This is a genomic window from Colwellia sp. 12G3 (assembly GCF_002836775.1).
Taxonomy (GTDB): domain Bacteria; phylum Pseudomonadota; class Gammaproteobacteria; order Enterobacterales; family Alteromonadaceae; genus Colwellia.
In genome coordinates this window covers 331,100-351,285 of sequence record NZ_PJAQ01000068.1, presented here as the reverse complement: position 1 = coordinate 351,285, position 20,186 = coordinate 331,100, and the positions used below count along the sequence as shown (strand labels likewise).

Here is a 20,186-nt window from a genome sequence, read left to right as displayed (position 1 = left end):
CAATGAGTACAGAGCATATTCCTGGCTATTTAGCTGGCGCTAATAGTGATCCATTAATGGTGGTAATGGCTGTTATTCTTGTAGTAATAGTTTTAATGGCAGGTGTTTTCTACTTTAAATTACATGCTATACCTGAGCATATAGCTCACGGAAAAAATCATACTCAAATTCAATTGATCACAATATTAACTATTTTGGCCTTATTTACTCATAACAATCTTTTTTGGGTTGCCGCATTGATCTTAGCAGTTGTTGAATTACCCGATTTCTTAGCACCTTTAAAATCCATCGCCAAGTCTTTAGAGACCATAGCAGCAAGTAAGCAAGTCACAATACAGAAAAATAGTGAACAAGAAGAAATTGTTAAGGAGAGCATTTAAATGTTTGAGATATTACTTTGTTCACTTATCACCATTTTACCGGATTATTTATTCCGAAAATATCGGCAGGGTAAAATCTGGGGGAAAGAAATTACCTTTTTTACCATGTGGTATGAGCTGAGGTGGGGCATATCCGCCTGTGCTATTTTATCGATTTCATTAGTCACGTTGATTTTTTATTACCATCCATCAACGACAAACGCATCGCCTTTGTTTAGAACGGTATCTATCATGCCGGAGAAAAGTGGCAGGGTTGAGCATGTCTTTGTTAAAAATCATCAAAAAGTAAAAGCCGGCACTGCTATTTTTAGCATGTATGATGAATCTCAATTGGCGGCAATTGACCAAGCCCAAGCACAAGTCAATCAAGTGGATGCAGAGTTTTCTACTGCTTATGCACAATTAGCTGTAGCAACAAGTAATATGGAAAAAGCTAATAGTGCTTATATGCGTTCTAAGAATGAATATGACCGAAAAAAGGAATTATCTTTAAAAGGTAATAATATTATCAGTGAAAGTGAAGTACAGAAGCTAGCTGATACTGTGTCAATGAATAAAGCCGGCTTATCTGCATCCTTAGCCAACCAAGATGCTGCACAAGCCGTAATTGACAATGTATTGCCAGCCCAAAAAGCCAGTGCTATAGAAGTATTAGAACAAGCCATTATTGATGAAGAAAAACGAACCATCTATGCTCATATTGATGGTGAATTACAACAATTTGCCTTACAAGCGGGTGATTTTGTTAACCCGATGATTCGCTCTGCCGGTATGATAGTACCGTCTTCTGGACAAGCCTCAGGGAAAGAAGCTGTTCAAGCGGGCTTTAGCCAATTAGCAGCCAATGTTATTAAAGTAGGCACTTTTGCTGAAATAACCTGTTTGTCTAAACCTTTTACTATCATCCCTATGAAAGTGGCGAGTATTCAAAGTGTTATTGCTACAGGACAAGTGAGAACGGTTGAGAATTTATTAGATGTACAAGAGCGAGCAAGACCTGGTACGCTAACAGTCAAGTTAGTACCGCTTTATGAAGGCGGTCTTGATGGTGTAATTCCTGGAACAAAATGTCTCGCTAATGCATACAGTTATCACCATGAATTGATTGCCAGCGGAACACTTAGTACTACAAAGAGTCTTTATTTACATATGGTTGATGCTGTAGGGGTTGTTCATGCAATTATCCTGCGCATGCAAGCGTTGTTACTACCGGTTAAAGTGTTAGTTTTTTCAGGACATTAATTTCAAGGTATTAAAGGGATATAATATAGTATCCAATGCTTGTCATGAAACCGTCATGAATTTGTAATATAGTTAGTTTATAAAATCCTCTTTATAGAGGATTTTTTATGTCTTATAGTATTCGTTCGATCGAAATATCACCATTACAAAATAGATAAAATAAGAGTTTAAAAAATGACAGTAAAAGTAGGCATTAACGGCTTTGGCCGTATGGGAAGATTAATTTTACGCGCGGCATGGCATTGGCCTGAAGTGAAGTTTGTTCAAATTAATGACCCCGCCGGAGATGCACCCACCCTCGCGCACTTACTTAACTTTGACTCTATTCATGGTCGTTGGCAGTATGAAGCGACCGCTGAGAATAAGCTAATGCGCATTGAAGGCAGTACTTTAACGGTAAGCCAAAATAGTGATATAGCTGAAACAGATTGGTCTGGATGTGACCTTGTCATCGAAGCGTCTGGCGTAATGCGTGATAAAGAAAAGCTACAAGCTTACTTTACCCAAGGTGTTAAAAAGGTATTGGTAACTGCGCCAATGAAATTAGCAAACGATGGCTCGGATAGTAATATGGTTAATATTGTTATGGGTGTTAATCAACACTTATATCAAGTTGATGAGCATAGCATTGTTACGGCTGCTTCATGTACGACTAACTGTTTGGCTCCAGTAGTAAAAGTATTACAAGAGTCGGTAGGTATAAAACATGGCAGCATGACCACTATCCACGATATTACTAACACCCAAACCATATTAGATGCCCCGCATAAAGATTTACGTCGTGCACGAGCTTGTGGTCAGTCTTTAATACCTACCACTACGGGCTCAGCTAAAGCGATTACTGATATATTTCCTGAGTTAAAAGGAAAATTAAATGGTCATGCTGTTCGAGTACCATTAGCAAATGCTTCTCTGACTGATTGTGTTTTTGAAATGCAGCGAGATGTCACTATTGAAGAAATCAACCAGTTAATGTCTGATGCTGCAGAAGGTGAGCTAAAGGGAATTTTGGGCTATGAAACGAGACCCCTAGTCTCGGTTGATTATAAAACTGATGCCAGATCCTGCATAGTCGATGCTTTATCAACTATGGTCATTAATGGTAGCCAATTGAAAATGTATTTATGGTATGACAATGAGTGGGGGTATGCTAATCGCACCGCGGAACTGATGAAATTGATGGCAAATAGCTTAAGTACGATTACTGAAAACAGTGTTATCAAAGACAACACCGTAGAAGCTAAGTTTAACGAGTCATAGTTTGGGATCATTTAGTTCTTTATCACAGCCGGTAAAAAAATACATAGCCATCACCGCTAACTATTGGGCATTTACCTTGACCGATGGCGCATTACGTATGTTGGTGTTGCTGTATTTTTACCAGTTAGGTTATAGCCCATTTGCGTTAGCGACATTATTCATTCTTTATGAGGTGTTTGGTGTCATCACTAATCTGGTTGGTGGTTGGCTCGGTGCTCGCATTGGTTTAAATAAAACCATGCTAATTGGCATCATTATCCAGATGTTGGCCTTGGTGATGTTAGCGTTGCCGAGTGAATACTTAACGGTTGCTTACGTCATGTTTGCTCAAGCACTGTCGGGCATTGCGAAAGACCTGAACAAAATGAGCGCTAAATCGAGCATTAAGTTACTGGTAACCAAAGTCGATAGTGAAGAAACAGATAACAAGCTATTCACTTGGGTGGCTTTACTTACTGGCTCAAAAAATACGCTTAAAGGCGTAGGTTTTTTTCTCGGTGGTTTGTTACTCACTACTTTTGACTTTCAATTGTCAGTACTTTTAATGGCTGTAGCGTTAGCCATTGTTGCTTTGAGTACTTTCCCTATGTTGCGTGGCGATATAGGGAAAACCCGTTATAAAGCCAAATTTAGTCAGTTATTTTCAAAGAATGCATCGCTGAATTATTTATCCGCAGCGCGATTATGCTTGTTTGCAGGGCGTGATGTTTGGTTTGTCATAGCTTTACCTGTTTATTTGGCAAGTCAGTTAAATTGGCAGCATCAAGCTGTTGGTACTTTTCTCGCTTGTTGGATTATCTTTTATGGTGTTATTCAAGCTAATGCGCCAAAGATCCTCTCCCTTCTTAGTGGTGGAGTAGAAAAAGGCTCACATCAGCAAGTAATACATTGGTCAGTATTGCTGGCACTGGTAACGTCTATTTTATGTATCGCTATCTATATTTTCCCGCAAAGTAATGAAGTACTGATCATAGGGCTTTTTATCTTTGGTGCTGTTTTTGCGATGAATTCATCACTGCATAGTTACCTCATTGTCGCGCTTGCTAGAGATGAAGGAGTATCGATGGACGTTGGTTTTTATTACATGGCCAATGCCATGGGTAGGTTGCTTGGTACTGTACTTTCAGGGCTAATCTATCAGCAGTTAGGTTTATTTGCCTGCATGTCTTTTGCTTTCATATTCACTTTACTCGCCAGTAATTTTGTTCGAAAAATAGCATGAATAGGTAAATATTACGGTTTAACTCTCGGGGCAATTCGTTTTATACTCTTTAAATCACATTTATCGTCCAGTGCTGCTCTGCTTATTTAAGGAATCTCTGTTTGTTGTGCTTTGCTAAAAAAAACGTTCAAGCGATACAAATTTTTATCACTATTGTTTGCCTACTATTGCCGATGCTTAGTGTTGCACAACAAAGTGTCGACCTGAAAAAATTTAATGTCGTGGCAGAAGAGGTCAAAGAGCTTAAAAAAACTGACCTAGTACTCTCCCTCAAACAGTTAACTGTTTATGAAGACTTGCTTGATGCCCTTACCATTGAGCAAAACTTATTATATTTCAAACTAGTTACAGAGATATATATTGAGCAGAATAAATACAGTACAGCCAAAAAAATGGCCAACAAAGGCCTTTCCATAGCAAAAAGGCTAGCCAGTCCAAGTATATTAATTAGTGAAATATTATATTTAAAAGGTTTTGCTTTTGAGAGCTTGGGTGATATTAGTCAAGCGACTAAAGAGTATAAAAAGGGTTTGGAAGTTGCGGAATCATTGCATAATAAAGTCCAGGTTGCTTCAGGCCTTATTAATTTAGGGGCTATTGCCTATTTAACGGATGACTATAAGCGTTCTTTAGTTTTACTCAATGATGCCTATAACATTGCCGGGCAAACCGATGATGAAGAGCTTAAAGGCACTGTTAATACAGAATTGGGCATTATTTATTCTCATCTAATGCAAGATGAGCAGTCAATGGCTTATTATCAGCAATCATATGTACACTTTAAAAAGGCTGGTATGTTATTAGCTGCACATAACAGCTTAATTAATATTGCCATGGCCCAGACTTATAATGAGGATTATGAGCAAGCGATAACTGTATTTGAAACGATTATCGCAGAGTCAAATAAAGATACGCCAAGTGATAATATGTTTACTGTTTATTCAGGTCTGTCTTGGGCACATCTAACGAAATTAGACAGTAATCCTGATATGGCATATCAATATTTATTGATGGCTAAGCAGTATTTACAGTTCACAGAGAATCTCGATTTTCGGTTACAGTTTTATATTGATGAAGCTAATATTTTGTATGAATTAGAACGCTTTGATGAAGTACTGATAAGCATAAAGCATATTGAAAAAATATTAGCTAATCACCAAGAAATGCCTCAAGTGAAAAAGGAGGTTTATGTCGGTATTATCAACCTTAAAGCGGCTGTTTATTATAAACAAGGGCAATTCCAACAAGCTTATCAAACAAAGTCAAGAGTGATAGCCTTAACAGATAAGTTATATGAAAAGGAAGATAACCGATCTATTGCGCAAGTTCGTCTTAGACTTGAAGCGGAAAAAGCAGATAAGCAAAGTAAGATATTATACAACCAAAAAATATTGCATGAAGCCAGTTTACATCAAGCCAATTTAGAAAATAAAGAGCAACGTGCTTACCTCATCATTAGTGCTTTAGTGGCTTTATGTTTTGCTTGGGTTCTGGTGAAGTTAATTCAAAGTCAGCACAAGCTTAAAGTTGCTTCCAATATTGATACTCTTACTGGGGCGGCCAATAGGCGTAGTTTAATGGTTAAGTCTCATAAGGCTTTTAAGTTTGCCAAAACCCAGCAAGTTCATTTAAGTATATTGATGATAGATATCGATCATTTTAAAAACATCAATGATAGTTTTGGCCATAGTGTCGCCGATAAAGTCTTAGCGCAAGTAGCCTCCCTTGGCGTTAATATGATGCGAAAAAGTGATATCTTTGGACGTTATGGCGGTGAAGAGTTTATGATTTGTTTACCGAAAACTACCATAAAATCAGCAATGGCAATAGGGGAACGTATTCGCTTAAGTATAAATGAATACCAATGGCCGTTTAACAACCTTGAAAAAGTCACTGTTAGTATTGGCGTAGCGACCTTAGAAGATGATAAGGATTTAATCAGCTTGATAAAACGGGCCGACGCACAGCTTTATCAAGCGAAAATAACAGGAAGAAACAAGGTATGCGGACCGTGACGTTTTTCAGTCAAAGTATGTTGAGAATATTACTTCTACCATTGGTTTTTACATTGACTTGTCAGGCTAGCGAGCCTGCTAATGTGCCCGCAGTAACAGAGAAAAAAACGAGTAATAAGGTATTAAATATCCCCGTAATGGAGATATTACCCATCAATACCAATTTACTCGCTTTGATGTCTCAATTAAAGCTAACAACCATCAATAATCAGCAAGTTGAAATAGTACTGACCCAATTGACCGAGTCGAAGGCAACACGTAATGCCGCCGAGCAGTACTTACTATTAATAGCGCAAGCGTTGTTACAGGCAAATACCAATGGAAAAGATGCTGATAGTGCTGATGTTATCGCTCTTTTGCAGCGAGCAGGTAAATTATCGGACCAAATATCCGAGCAACAATTAGCGCAACCTGATTTTTTACAACTGCATTTACTCTTAGCAGAACACTACGCTAGGCAAGGTGAATATGAATTAGCTTATCTAGAGAAAAAGTCCTACTTGAAAAAGTATTATATTTATCGTGAAAATAAGCGCGTGGCTATGATTGCTTCCTTAGAACAATCGTTTGAAGTAAATGGTAAAAAAGCCAATAACGCTTTGATGGAAAGTCAAAATGAATTGCAAATTCGCCGAGTTGCTGAAGTACAGGACGAAAAATCTGTACAGCAATACAATTTCACTCTGATTATTAGTACGGCAATTGTCTTTGTCTTGCTTTTTTTCAGACAGTTAAGAATACGTAATAAACTTATTCGACTGACTCGAACAGACGCTTTAACCGGCTTAGCCAACCGAAGTGCTTTGTTTGAAAAAGGCGAGCAAATGGTGACCAGTTTTGCCTCCCAACCAGCCGAATTATCCGTGTTATTATTGGACTTAGATCACTTTAAAAAGATTAATGACAATTTTGGTCATCAGGTTGGAGATCAAATATTAGTGACAGTGTCTCAGTTAGTTAAAGAAACTATGCGCACTCGTGATATATTTTCTCGTTTAGGCGGAGAGGAATTTGTTGCATTATTGCCTTTTGCAGACAGTAATAAAGCGAAAGCTATTGCCATGCGTATTAATGACAAAATAGCACAATACGACTTTTCACCGATAATGTTGCAAAGTAAAGTAACGATTAGTGTTGGTGTTGCAACTATGAAGGATAATCAAATGACTTTTGACGATTTATTGCATGGTGCAGACCTAGCTATGTATCAAGCGAAAGAACAAGGACGAAATACAGTTGTTTGTTATCAGGATATTGCCGCTGTACAAGAAAGACGGGCTAATACCGATTTTGTCCAATCAATGCCTGACATCTAAGCTGTTAGCTATCGCTGGTGGGAAATTACTTAATAGACTGGGTATTATTAACCCTTTTGTTACTTTACCTATTTTGTCTAAGCACATAATCAGATAAGCTATAGCCGTTACCATCAGGTTATGATTGGCTACCCTAGCTAAAGGTATAAGCAAAGCCATAATCTTAAAAAATACAAATAATTAGACTCGCCATATCAGGAAAACCAATTCATGTCAGATGCGCTCGAATATAGCCTTGATGGAGTAGAACAAGTCCCATTAAGGCGTTTTACTGAAGATGCTTATTTAAACTACTCCATGTACGTAATTATGGATCGAGCTTTGCCACATATTGGTGATGGCTTAAAACCCGTACAAAGACGTATCGTTTATGCAATGTCAGAGCTTGGTTTATCTGCGACGGCTAAATATAAAAAATCAGCACGTACTGTTGGTGATGTATTGGGTAAATTTCATCCTCATGGCGATAGTGCTTGTTATGAAGCTATGGTGTTGATGGCGCAACCCTTTTCTTATCGTTATCCCTTAGTCGATGGTCAAGGAAACTGGGGTGCACCTGATGATCCTAAATCGTTTGCTGCAATGCGTTATACCGAGTCTCGATTATCACGCTTTAGTGAAGTCCTGCTCGCTGAATTAGGGCAAGGCACTGTTGATTGGCAGCCAAACTTTGATGGCACCATGCAAGAGCCTAAAACACTGCCTGCGCGTTTACCTCATATTTTGCTGAATGGTATTACCGGTATTGCCGTGGGTATGGCAACCGATATTCCTCCACACAATGTACGTGAAGTAGCTGATGCCTGTGTGCACTTAATTGAAAATCCTAAAGCAGAAGTCAGTGATTTACTCGAGTTTGTCAAAGGACCTGATTATCCAACAGACGCTGAAATTATTACCCCGAAAGCTGAAATTGAAAAAATTTACCAAACGGGGCGCGGTAGCATCAGAATGCGTGCTGTTTATGATGTTGAACAAGGTGATATTGTCATTACCTCACTGCCTCATCAAGCATCTGGCGGCAAAATATTAGAGCAAATTGCTGGTCAAATGACAGCGAAAAAACTGCCTATGGTTGTTGATCTTCGTGATGAGTCGGATCACGAAAACCCGGTTCGCCTTGTTATTATCCCACGTTCAAATCGCGTTGATGTTGAACAGTTAATGCAGCACTTATTTGCCAGTACTGATTTAGAAAAAAGCTATCGCGTTAATATCAACATGATAGGTTTAGATAATCGTCCGGCGGTTAAAAATTTACTGGTTATTTTATCTGAATGGCTTGAGTATCGCCGTGAAACAGTTCGTCGTCGTTTGCAGTATCGTTTAGATAAAGTATTGGCTCGCTTGCATATTCTTGATGGTTTATTAGTTGCTTACTTAAACATTGATGAAGTCATTGAAATAATCCGTAGCTTTGATAACCCCAAAGCAGAGTTGATGTCTCGATTTTCCTTATCAGACACGCAAGCTCATTCGATTTTAGAGATTAAATTACGTCAACTTGCCAAGCTTGAAGAATTTAAAATTCGTGCAGAGCAAGATGAATTACATATTGAGCAAGAGTACTTAGAAAAAATCCTTAATTCAAAAGCGCGTATGAGTACGCTGATGAAAAAAGAGATTCTTGAAGCAGCAGAACTCTATGGTGATGATCGTCGTTCTCAATTAGTTGAACGTAGCGAATCAAAAGCATTAACCGAAAAAGATTTAGTGCCAAGTGAACAGGTAACTGTTGTGGTATCTGAAAAAGGTTGGGCTCGTTGTGCTAAAGGTCATGATATTGATCCTACCAGTTTAAGTTATAAAGCGGGTGACAGTTACTTATGTGCCTCAAAAGGGCGAAGTAATCGTCCTGTCGTCTTTATCGGCTCAGATGGTCGTGCATTTACTACTGACGCTCATACCCTTCCAACGGCTCGATCTCAAGGAGAGCCATTAACAGGGCGCTTCAATATTTCGCCAGGCAAAGCTTTTGTACATAGCATCATGTCGGATGACGATGCTAAGTACTTATTAGTCAGTGATGCGGGTTATGGTTTTGTCAGCAGCTTTGCTGATATGGTCAGTCGCAATAAAAATGGTAAGGCATTAATTAGTTTGCCTGAAGCCGCTAAAGTGATGGCGCCAACATATATTAATAATATTGAAAGTGATAACTGTCTTACGATTACCAGTGAAGGACGAATGTTAGTTTTTCCTGTTAAAAACTTACCTGTACTCAGTAAAGGTAAAGGTAATAAGATAATTAATATCCCTGCGGCACGATCAAAAACACGGGAAGAGTTTGTTAGTTTACTTTGTATCATTCCGGAAGGCGCAGCAATTACCTTGCATGCAGGTAAACGTAAACTTACCTTAAAAACGGCTGATATCGAGCATTATAAAGGTGAACGAGGTCGTCGTGGTAATAAACTACCTAGAGGCTTACAACGTGTCACAGCCATTGAACTGGAAGGTGCTACAGACGTTAATACAAGTGATGATGAAGTCACTCAAACGAGTGAGTAGAGCCATTACAGTTTATAAATGATAAGTCGTATTCTAGTGTCAAAAACATAACTAGCTGCAACGATATCACTAAAAGGCCAACACATGATTCACATTTGTTGGCCTTTTTATTTGCTTAGTATTATCTTTTACAGATGACCCTTTATCACTGAGCGCTTGAATACTTGCATAATTAGAACAAATTACTGGTTGGGATCATTTTAATATTGGCTTGTGGAAAGCTACTGCTGGTATAAAGTAAGCGATCTTTAGTGGCGAGGTAGGTAATGCTATCACTCTGCGATATGGAGTTTAACGGCAATTTAACCAACGGGGTTTGGATATTTTTTTCGATATCATAGGCTATTAATTGATAGTGGTCATCAAAAGTTTTTTGATAAAAAACATGACCTTTCTCATAGGTCCATGCGTATAAGGTATTAAATAAGCTGCCATCAATTATCTTCTCTATAGCGTCGACCTTATTGATGTTTTTTTGCCACAAACCTTTCTTAAGTTTGGTATAAAGCAAAATATCGGGAGCTATCATTACGCCATGGCGGGCACCATCAAAAGTAAGACGATTGGTACTGGCGTCAGCGATATTAATACTATAAAGATCGGTATGTTTGTCGCCATAGATTGCAGAGATAATGGCCTTATCATTAAATGACCAATTTGGACGATTATGCTGTAAAAAAGGGCTTTTCAGTAAGGTAACTCTCTCGTTTTCAATGGAGTATATATATATTCCATCTCCCCTGTCTTCAGATAGTGGCGCTAAAAAGGCAACCTTTTGTCCATCATGTGACCATTTAGGATAACGAATAGTTTGTTTTAAATTTGTTAACTGTTTGCGTGCACTACCATCGGATTTTGCGGACCATAACTCATCAAAACCTGATTCATTAGAAGAAAATACCACTAAGTCAGTTGCAGCACTATAATCAGGAGATTCATAAGTGAAACTTGATTGCAATACCGGGAAAGGGCTACTAGCTATGGCATCATTAAGCTGTAAACTCACCAGTGAAGAGTTCTCTTTTCTTTCTTGGTAATACAGTTGTTGTGACTGCTTGGCAATACTTGGATAACTAAAACCAGTTAAGTTTAATGCTTGGCTTACTCTGCTTTCAATATTTATAACATAACCAAAGCGATTATCAGCGCGTTGTGTTGCAAAGACTAACTTTTGGCTATCACCAAACCAAGACATTCCGACAATATCTTCTTCGTCAAAAGTAAGTTGTTCGGTTTCTTTAGTCTCTAGATTAATCAGATAAATATTTTCACTTAAACGATTCACTCGCCTCGAAACAGCTATATATTTACCATCGGGAGAAAAGGCCATATCTCTATCTTTATACTTACAATCACGATCACAAGAAAAACGCGTCATAGCAAAGTTTTTTGACGTTAAATCAATAAAATAAATACCGGTTCTTTTTGCTAGTGCGCCTTTGTTATATACAGCAAGGGTTTGACCGTCTGGGGATATATCTAGGTAATAATAGCCTCCTTGCATAGGGCAAGTCGCTAGCGTTTTTTCTTGCTGGCTAAGTACTTTTAATTGGATGTAGTGGCAGCTATTGTTTGTTTTATTTTTACGAGAAAAATACAAATATTGACCGTCGTTACTCCAAACACTATGTCCCTCGGTAGCATTATCAAACGTTAACTGCTTAGGCGGCAACTCAACTTGATGAGTATCCTTCATAAATAAATTGGTTGGTTTATTTGTTAATACTTGGCTATAAACCAAAAAACGGCCATCGGGTGAGGGGGCAGGAAAAAGCTCACTGCCGGGGTGTGAAGTAATCGCGGTAATCTTTGGGCTTTCATCATCGGGTAATTGCTGGATAAAAAGTAATACTAATAAGGAGGCGATTAACGTAAGTAGCACATAGGTGCTGTTTATTTTATTTACTCTAGTACTCTTGGCGCTATTTTCTGAGGAATTTTCGGATTGACTATTTTTATTAATGCCTTGTTCTTGATATTGTGCAGTATCGACTGAATTTTCAATGGAGCTATCTATGGAGTAATTGATAGAGCTCTCTACTAGTTCCTGATTTACTACCTTACCTGTCACCGACATTCGCCACTTTGGTTCGGCCATTAATTGATAGCCAGCTTTGCGAATGGTTTTTATTATTTCTTCTTCACCTTCCACGCAGATGAGCGTTTTACGTAAATGCCAAATAGCATTGGTTAAACTTTTTTCACCGACAAAACTGTCTTGTCCCCAAATGTGATCAATGAGTTCATTTCTTGGCACAACACGACCATGGTTGTTTGCTAAATAAACCAGTACTTCGATAAATTTAGGCTGTAATGATTGTTTTTCGCCATCATCGATTTGAATGCTAAATTCTGAGGGGATTACTTGATAACGATTAATTTTGAATGACTTATTGCGCATGATGTGAACTATTTTTTGCTCAGCTTGGTATGTTTTATGAAATGAGTGAATTGTCGAAATGTGTTCTGCTTCTTATCTTCTTAACCTCTGCGTAGGTTAAATTCATGCTAACAAAATTATTAAAGCTAAGTAACTTTTTTATCTGACTTTTTGTTTTTTTGTTCAAAGAGCTCTCATAATGACGTTAAAATGTTTTTGCTTGTTATTTGTGTAACCAGCTGTTTTAAAAGTGTTATTTTGTCATTTTTTAATAATAGATATTAAATCGATGTACAAATGACCTTCCACAGATTGCATAAGTTGGCTGAGTTTTTTAAAACAGAGAAAAGCTTAATTTCATCGGTGCTTTATTAACAAAAAGTTACTAGAAGTTGGAGTGTTTGCTTTTGTGAGTTCTGCTTATGACCTGATCTGTCATGACCTATTTTATAAGTAGCTTACCCATTTCTATTCGTCGCCAACTCGCTGCCTTTAGAGATAGTCCTAAATATAAGTATAAATATAAGTATAAATATAAATATAAAAATAAAAACATAACTAAACAAAAACATTAAGAGAGATGAATGATGAATAAGAGTCCAATCACCATTGCAATTCAAGCTGCGATATATACAGCCTTTGCTGGTAGTGCTATCGCCTTTGCTCCAACAACTTTCGCTGCTGATGCTGAAATTTCAGTCGCTAAACCGGTTGCACAAACTGCTCCAGAAGAAGTACAAAAAATTAAAACCGATGAAAAAATTACCGTGACAGGCTCACGCTTACGTCGTGATAGTTTTAGTGTAGCAACACCATTAGCTACCATGGATAATGAAGCCATAGCTGATACAGGCTTAGGTTCACTAGCCGAAATTCTTATTGATGAATTACCACAAATATCTGAGAGTAGCAGTAATTCTAATAGCCAATCTAATATCACCGCGACTGGCCTTTCAACGATTAACTTACGTAATTTAGATTCAAGTCGTACGTTGACCTTAATAGATGGTCGACGTGTCGTATCAAACAGCCACAGCAGTAACGCGGTGAGTTTATCGACTATTCCTACCGGTATGGTAAAAAAAGTTGAAGTCATTACCGGTGGCGCTTCTGCAGCCTATGGTTCTGACGCTATTGCTGGTGTGGTTAATATTATTACTCAACAGGACAAAGAAGGTTTCTCATTATCCACACGTGGTGGTAGTAGCACTGAAGGTGGCGCCGAAGAACTTTCTTTAGATTTAAACTATGGTACACAGTTCGCTGATGGTCGCGGTTATGTTTTTCTAAGTTCAGCTTATGATAAACAATTTGGTTTAACCTATGAAGATCGTAAACGTGCTCAGCAGCAAGAATCTCACAGTTATGATAGTGACAGAATGTGTAATGCTATGTACACAGTTGCGGAGCCTAATGACCGTGAATGTATGCGTGATATTAACCAAGCAGATTGGCGTTCTAAAAATGATGCCATTCCAGGTGGCGTATTCCATGAAGAGAAATCTAATTCTGGCGGTTTATGGTATGAAGGACAAACGTTAAGAAATGACTGGAATCAAATGGCTCATGGTGTTGATACTGATCAGTTTGTTATGCTTAAAGTTCCCGATGAAGGTATAAATACAGCGCTTAAAGTTGACTTTGAATTAACGGATAATATTAGTTTTTATGGTCAAGTTCAGCATAGCTTAAACAAATCATTTAATAACAAAGCACCTGAAAGTGAAGATGAAAGTGACAAAGTTATTACCTATGATCCCGCTACCGGTCAGTTTGGTGAAGTCATCATGGGTAAAATTTCTCGTGATAACCCATACGTGCCGGCTGAAATTGCTGATGCTGGTGGTAGTAGTATAAAGTGGGATAGATCTTTCGATGAAGTTGGTCAAATATATACCGACAATACGCGTACTACATTGCGAACGTGGGCGGGTTTACAGGGGACTATTTTTGATGATGAATGGGATTGGGATGTTTCAATTGGTTACGGTAAATTCACTCAAGAGCAAGTTCGTGGTAATGAAATAAATACCATAAAAGCTAATTATGCTCTCGATGCTGAGTATGCTGCTGATGGTGAAACTATTCAATGTGCTGACGAAGCGGCTCGTGCTGAAGGTTGTGTGCCAATGAATTTGTTTGGCGCAGGCTCTATCACCCCAGACGTTGCTAATTATATTCGTGCAAACCCTACAATTGATACAGAAGTAGAACAACTGACATTTACCGGTTACATGGCGGGTGATTTATTTAATCTTCCAGCAGGGCCCGTTGCGTCAGCATTTGGTTTTGAATACAGAAAAGATTCACAAAAGGTTGTTACCGGCGGCGGCGCAGTTGAAGGTGGTATTACCTTTAACTATGTTCCTCAATATTCAGGTGAAATGGATATAGCTGAAGTTTTTGGTGAAGTGGCATTGCCATTACTTAAAGATGTCGTGGCAGCTAAAAGTTTAACGGCTGAACTATCAGCACGTGTGGCTGATTACAGTGCAAAAGGTGTTGATTTAGTTACAAGTTATAAAACAGGTGTGGTTTGGGAAGTTGTTGAGGGTTATGCGGTTCGTGCCAATTGGGCAAGAGCTCAGCGTGCACCGTCAATTGATAACTTATTATCGCCACCAGCAGGAGATTACGATAGCTATACTGATATTTGTTACGGTACAACAGCAACGTCTACGGATGCTGGCCATGACAACTGTCGTAAAGAACCAACAATTGCTAATGCTATTGCCGCCGATGGTGAGTTTGATGAAAGTGATAACAACTACTCCCCTGGCGTTGGAAATGAAAATCTTTTTGAAGAAACGGCTAATACAGTCACATTTGGAATTACCTTAGCCCCTTCATTTGTAGAAGGTTTACGCATTGCCGTTGATTACTACGACATTGCCATCGAAGACGCTCTTTCTAGTTATTCAAATGAAAACATTATGGAATATTGTTATGACTCTGATTTAGCATGGGATGTAAAAGGTGGAGACAATTCTTTTTGTAATGATTTAAAACGTGATGAAGATGGCTCGTTAATTGAAATTATGCAACGTGATTATAACGTTGATGAAATCAGCACTAGTGGTATCGATTTGGCGCTAGAATATGTCTATGATTTTAATGAGTTTGGTAGCATTAAGTTTAAAACAGATTGGACTCATGTGCTTGACTGGACTAAAACAGTACAATCACCAAGTGGCGCTGAAGAAAGTAATTATGAAGGCTATTACGATAATGATATTTATGACACGCAAGGTTCGGCCTCATTAACGTGGTACAACGATGATTGGCGTGTTCGTTGGAGCACTAAATACAAAGGCCCAATTACAGTTAACCAAGCGGCAGAAGAGAGCTGGCAAGAGGATATGGTTGCTAATAATGAGCTATGTACTGAGGGAAGTGCTGATTGTATAGCAAACCCTGAAGCTCTAGCTTTTAATGAAATAAGTTCATATACCCAACATAGCCTGTCGGTATCTTATACACTAGACCTTGCTCAAGATGCAGGCCTACGAGTATTTGGTGGTGTGAACAACATTTTTGATAATCGTGGCGAATATAGTCTAGACGGTAAAGGGCATTTCTATAGTGGTTACGGCAGTAGTGTTGGTCGTTTTGTTTATTTAGGTGCTGAAGTTAGCTTCTAATTTAACTTAATAAACACGTTATTAGGGAGGTTAGCTAACTAACCTCCTTTTTAATATTCATATTAGGGTGTAGTTTTCATCGTTACGTTATATCGTTATCTCTATCTTTAATGCTATTTATTATTTCTTACTTTCAGGAGTTTCAATGTTTTCTTCTTTTTACACTACGGTTTGCTCAATCCTACTTACCAGCTTATTACTCTGCACTAGTGTTTCAACCTTTGCTTTTTCCACGTTAGCTGAAAAATCAAAGGGTGAGGCATTAATACCAGTATTAGCGTTAGTGAATGACGGTCCTTATATATTTGTTAATGACCAACAACAACTTGAATCGTATTGGTTGTGCCAAGGTGAAGTAGTAAAAAACACTACTGAAGCGGTTAGTTTTCCACTGACTATTTCAGCCTGTAATATGCCTGCTGATATACACGCTTTAAGTAGCTTTGAAAATAAGGTGCTTGAGTTTTCAGGGGATTATCCCGTGGCGGCATTAAGTGATTTTCATGGTAAATATGATTTGATGATTGAGTTATTAACCAATAACAACATCATTGATGCAGATAAAAACTGGGCGTTTGGCAAAGGACACTTTGTTATCACGGGTGATATTTTTGACCGAGGTGATAAAGTCACTGAAATTTTATGGTTTTTATACGACTTAGAGCAGCAAGCGCAACAAGCCGGCGGTGATATTCATCTCACGTTAGGTAATCATGAGGTGATGGTACTTAATGGTGATTTACGTTATTTACATCCTAAATACGTTGAGACTGCAAAAAAATTAAATAAACCTTTTGAAAAACTTTTTACTAAAGACAGCATTATCGGTAATTGGTTACGAAGTAAATCGGTGTTGGTCAAAGTGAATAATATGCTGTTTGCCCATGGTGGTTTTCATCCAAGTCTAGCGACTGAGCAGCGCAGTTTAGTTGAAATAAATACCGTCTTTAAAGACAGTTTGATTAAAGCAGAGCTTGATACACCAAGGCAAGGTTTTGCAAAATTTTTGCATAAAACTAATGGCCCTATTTGGTATCGCGGTTATTTTACTAGCGACAACCCAAAAGAGGCTAAACCAAGAGATGATGGCGCGACCAGTAAAGAAATTGATTTGTTATTAAAACACTTTGATGTCGAGCACTTAATTGTTGGTCACACGTCACAAAAACAAATTGAAACGCGTTATCAAGGCCGAGTCATTGCCATTGACTCGAGCATAAAACGTGGCAGTTATGGCGAAATACTCTTTATTGAAAAGGGTAAAAAGTGGCGAGGAAGTTTAAGCGGTAAAGTATTACCACTCTTTCATCAGTAAAACATTTCACAATCAGTTACTCACAAATTGAAACCGTCATCAGTACTCAAGGCCGAGTCATTGCCATTGACTCGAGTATAAAACGTGGCAGTTATGGCGAAATACTCTTTATTGAAAAGGGTAAAAAGTGGCGAGGAAGTTTAAGCGGTAAAGTATTACCACTATTTCATCAGTAAAACATTTCACAATCAGTTATTCACAAATTGAAACCGTCATCAGTACTCAAGGCCGAGTCATTGCCATTGACTCGAGCATAAAACGTGGCAGTTATGGCGAAATACTCTTTATTGAAAAGGGTAAAAAGTGGCGAGGAAGTTTAAGCGGTAAAGTATTACCACTCTTTCATCAGTAAAACATTTCACAATCAGTTACTCACAAATTGAAACCGTCATCAGTACTCAAGGCCGAGTCATTGCCATTGACTCGAGCATAAAACGTGGCAGTTATGGTGAAATACTCTTTATTAAAAAGGGTAAAAAGTGGCGAGGAAGTTTGAGCGGTAAAGTATTACCACTCTTTCATCAGTAAATTATTATCCTTTGTTTCACTAGGATAAAAAAAGCCAATATTACAAGTAATATTGGCTTTTTATTTACTCTTTTATCGCTTAATTACTTAAGCACAATAAAGAGAATTAATCTTTAATTTCAGCATTATGGTAAACGTGTTGAACATCATCACAGTCATCTAACATAGCAATAAATTTTTCAAAATTTTCTAAGTTTTCTTCGCCTTCAAGTTCAACGTAATTTTGTGGTACCCAAGAAAGCTCTTCAACTTCTAGATCATATTCAGGCATTGAGTTAGTAAACTCAGTTTTAATTTTGAAAAACTCAGTGTGAGGTGCGTAAACAGTAATAATGCCATCTTCTAATTCAACATCAGTTACATCAATATCAGCCATCATCAGTGTTTCTAAAACACTCTCATCATCTTCACCTTTAAAAGCAAAAACAGCTTGGTGATCAAACATGTGCGATACAGAGCCTGAAGTACCTATTTTAGCGTTTGTTTTACTGAAACATTGACGTACATCTTTAATGGTTCGGTTACCGTTATCTGTTAAGCAATCAATAATTACCACACAGTTACCAGGGCCGTAACCTTCATAACGGGCTTCAACAAAGTCTTCACCGCCAGCACCAGAAGCTTTTTTAAGGGCATTGTCTATAACGTGAGTAGGTACTTGATCTTTCTTTGCACGATCAATTAAACCACGTAAAGAAAGGTTACCATCGGGATCCACACCACCAGTTTTAGCACAAACGTAAATTGCTTTACCGTACTTAGAGTAAACTTTAGTTTTGGCCCCTGCGGTTTTGGCCATAGATAATTTGCGGTTTTGGTATGCTCTGCCCATCTCAATGTCTTCTTTTATGTTCAAAAATATAATGCGCTAGATTCTACCAGCCACACAGGGGCGTTGACTAGTGTTGATGCTTATAAATTAGCAATAAACTGTTCTAAACAGTCTTTCACTTAAATAGATAATCTCAAGAACTAATTTTGGCGTACTAGGTAAAATAAATTCTTGCTTTTATAGTGCCACTTTTATACTTTAGTTATTGGTTTTAATAACAATAATATCAAAGGAATACTATGGATAGGTATGATGAATACAAAGTGCTTTACGTTACCGAGGGCGGTTGCGGCACGTTATTATTAGGTTCGAGTGGCTTACCTTTAAAAAGATTAGAAGCCACCTTAAATCAAGAGGCAGCTGATGGTTGGCAATTAGTCTTTCAAGTTATTGAACAAAAACGTTTTTGGTTATTCTGGTCACGCGAAGCAATCATTATTACTTTAGGGCGTAGTCGTGGTTAAAGCCGCGTTACTCAGGGCTATTCGTTTTTATCAAACCACGGGTGGCTCTGTTGAGCACTTCGCTATTAGCTGTAATTTTTACCCAAGTTGCTCACATTATACCTACCAAGCGATTGAACAATTTGGCGTGGTTAAAGGTATCAGCATGGGGGTTAAGCGCATTAAACGTTGTAACGATCCCGATTGTATCAATGTGATTGATGACCCTGTGCCGAATAAATAATGATGGAAGTAATCATGTCTGAAAACTCTTTGCGCCAAGAAGAAGAACAATTACGAGAGCAAATAGCTGAGCTTAGCAATGAGCAAAAAAAACGTTATTACGCTTTAGAAGTTGCCCAAGTAAAAGACCCGGATACTTATGCTGCATTAAATTGGGCATTTCTCGCCGGATTGCATCACTTTTATTTAGGTAAATGGCAACGAGGTTTACTTAATTTAACGTTAATGTTTATGGGTGGCTTATTATACTTTTCTCATCTGCTGCCTTTGCTAGGTGGTGGTATGGTCTTACTGGTTTTTATTATTGAGTTACCACAGCTTTTTAATAGTCAAAAAATTATTCATCACTATAACAATCAACTGATGAAAAAATTACTCAAAGAAGTAAGTTCATCGCTGTAAATGTTATTAATGAATAGGGCAGGAAGACACGATAAAAAAGCTAATTTTTTGCTTTGATGGCACCTGCAATGGCCCTGAAGATGTTAGTGATTTTTTGATGATGCCAGTATTATTAATATTATGAAATTGCATATCTTATTGGGTGGAAAACTGAGCCGAAACAACGGTAAATCCGAATTAATCACAAATCAACAGAGCTTTTATTACAGCGGTATAGGTAATAGAGGTAATTGGTTATTACGTACGATTAATGCCGCGTTTACGCCAACCTACGGTGAAATGGATGATATCCTTAGTGAAGCTCATACGGCTCGCCGAGTAAGAATTAATGTAGATGAGTTACCTTCTCAATATTTGCCTGTTGTGCATATCAGTATTGCTCAACGGTTTCAGCAACTGCTTGACTATCAGCCTTACGCCTTGCGAAATATAAACTATCAATTGCTTGGTAAGTAA

General features: G+C 38.1%; 15 protein-coding genes. 13 read left to right on the top strand and 2 right to left on the bottom strand.

Annotation, left to right across the window (positions count from 1 at the left end; genetic code table 11):
- Positions 1-2 precede the first annotated feature (2 nt).
- The 7 genes from CXF71_RS19100 (at position 3) to parC (ending at position 9,946) form a co-directional block, all read left to right on the top strand.
- Positions 3-380, top strand: a complete 378-nt coding sequence (locus tag CXF71_RS19100) for a hypothetical protein (protein WP_101234520.1) — start codon at positions 3-5, stop codon at positions 378-380.
- Entirely contained in the window at positions 381-1,622 is a 1,242-nt protein-coding gene (locus CXF71_RS19095; RefSeq protein WP_101234519.1) for an HlyD family secretion protein, read from the top strand.
- 174 nt (positions 1,623-1,796) lie between these two features.
- Positions 1,797-2,882: an ArsJ-associated glyceraldehyde-3-phosphate dehydrogenase gene (locus CXF71_RS19090; protein WP_101234518.1), complete on the top strand. Its 1,086-nt coding sequence runs from the start codon at positions 1,797-1,799 to the stop codon at positions 2,880-2,882.
- 1 nt (position 2,883) lies between these two features.
- Positions 2,884-4,104: an organoarsenical effux MFS transporter ArsJ gene (arsJ, locus tag CXF71_RS19085; RefSeq protein WP_101234517.1), complete on the top strand. Its 1,221-nt coding sequence runs from the start codon at positions 2,884-2,886 to the stop codon at positions 4,102-4,104.
- Between the two features lie 101 nt (positions 4,105-4,205).
- On the top strand, positions 4,206-6,119 hold the full coding sequence (locus CXF71_RS19080; protein WP_232771548.1) for a GGDEF domain-containing protein: 1,914 nt from the start codon (positions 4,206-4,208) through the stop codon (positions 6,117-6,119).
- Positions 6,116-7,435 (top strand): GGDEF domain-containing protein, encoded by a 1,320-nt coding sequence (locus tag CXF71_RS19075; RefSeq protein ID WP_232771547.1) that lies wholly within the window; start codon positions 6,116-6,118, stop codon positions 7,433-7,435. Before CXF71_RS19080 ends, CXF71_RS19075 begins: the two co-directional genes overlap by 4 nt.
- A gap of 210 nt (positions 7,436-7,645) precedes the next feature.
- Positions 7,646-9,946: a DNA topoisomerase IV subunit A gene (gene parC, locus CXF71_RS19070; protein ID WP_101234516.1), complete on the top strand. Its 2,301-nt coding sequence runs from the start codon at positions 7,646-7,648 to the stop codon at positions 9,944-9,946.
- A 172-nt stretch (positions 9,947-10,118) separates the two neighbouring features.
- Here parC and CXF71_RS19065 read toward each other — a convergent pair whose 3' ends face one another.
- Positions 10,119-12,347, bottom strand: coding sequence for a winged helix-turn-helix domain-containing protein (locus CXF71_RS19065; protein ID WP_101234515.1), 2,229 nt, complete (start codon positions 12,345-12,347; stop codon positions 10,119-10,121).
- Positions 12,348-12,913: 566 nt separating this feature from the next.
- Between CXF71_RS19065 and CXF71_RS19060 the strand changes: the two genes are divergently transcribed.
- Both CXF71_RS19060 and CXF71_RS19055 read left to right on the top strand, forming a co-directional pair.
- Entirely contained in the window at positions 12,914-15,967 is a 3,054-nt protein-coding gene (locus CXF71_RS19060; RefSeq protein ID WP_101234938.1) for a TonB-dependent receptor domain-containing protein, read from the top strand.
- Positions 15,968-16,112: 145 nt separating this feature from the next.
- Positions 16,113-17,282 carry a metallophosphoesterase gene (locus tag CXF71_RS19055; protein ID WP_101234514.1) on the top strand — a complete coding sequence of 390 codons (1,170 nt, stop codon included), beginning with the start codon at positions 16,113-16,115 and terminating at the stop codon, positions 17,280-17,282.
- Between the two features lie 634 nt (positions 17,283-17,916).
- Here the strand turns inward: CXF71_RS19055 and CXF71_RS19035 are convergent.
- Positions 17,917-18,642 carry a YebC/PmpR family DNA-binding transcriptional regulator gene (locus CXF71_RS19035; protein ID WP_101234513.1) on the bottom strand — a complete coding sequence of 242 codons (726 nt, stop codon included), beginning with the start codon at positions 18,640-18,642 and terminating at the stop codon, positions 17,917-17,919.
- A gap of 239 nt (positions 18,643-18,881) precedes the next feature.
- On the opposite strand from CXF71_RS19035, the gene CXF71_RS19030 reads away from it, so the two are divergent.
- From CXF71_RS19030 to CXF71_RS19015, 4 genes are all read left to right on the top strand, one after another.
- Entirely contained in the window at positions 18,882-19,106 is a 225-nt protein-coding gene (locus tag CXF71_RS19030; protein WP_101234512.1) for a DUF4177 domain-containing protein, read from the top strand.
- On the top strand, positions 19,099-19,329 hold the full coding sequence (gene yidD, locus CXF71_RS19025; RefSeq protein WP_101234511.1) for a membrane protein insertion efficiency factor YidD: 231 nt from the start codon (positions 19,099-19,101) through the stop codon (positions 19,327-19,329). Before CXF71_RS19030 ends, yidD begins: the two co-directional genes overlap by 8 nt.
- Positions 19,330-19,343: 14 nt before the next feature.
- Positions 19,344-19,730 carry a hypothetical protein gene (locus CXF71_RS19020; protein ID WP_101234510.1) on the top strand — a complete coding sequence of 129 codons (387 nt, stop codon included), beginning with the start codon at positions 19,344-19,346 and terminating at the stop codon, positions 19,728-19,730.
- A 120-nt stretch (positions 19,731-19,850) separates the two neighbouring features.
- Positions 19,851-20,186 carry a hypothetical protein gene (locus CXF71_RS19015; protein ID WP_101234509.1) on the top strand — a complete coding sequence of 112 codons (336 nt, stop codon included), beginning with the start codon at positions 19,851-19,853 and terminating at the stop codon, positions 20,184-20,186.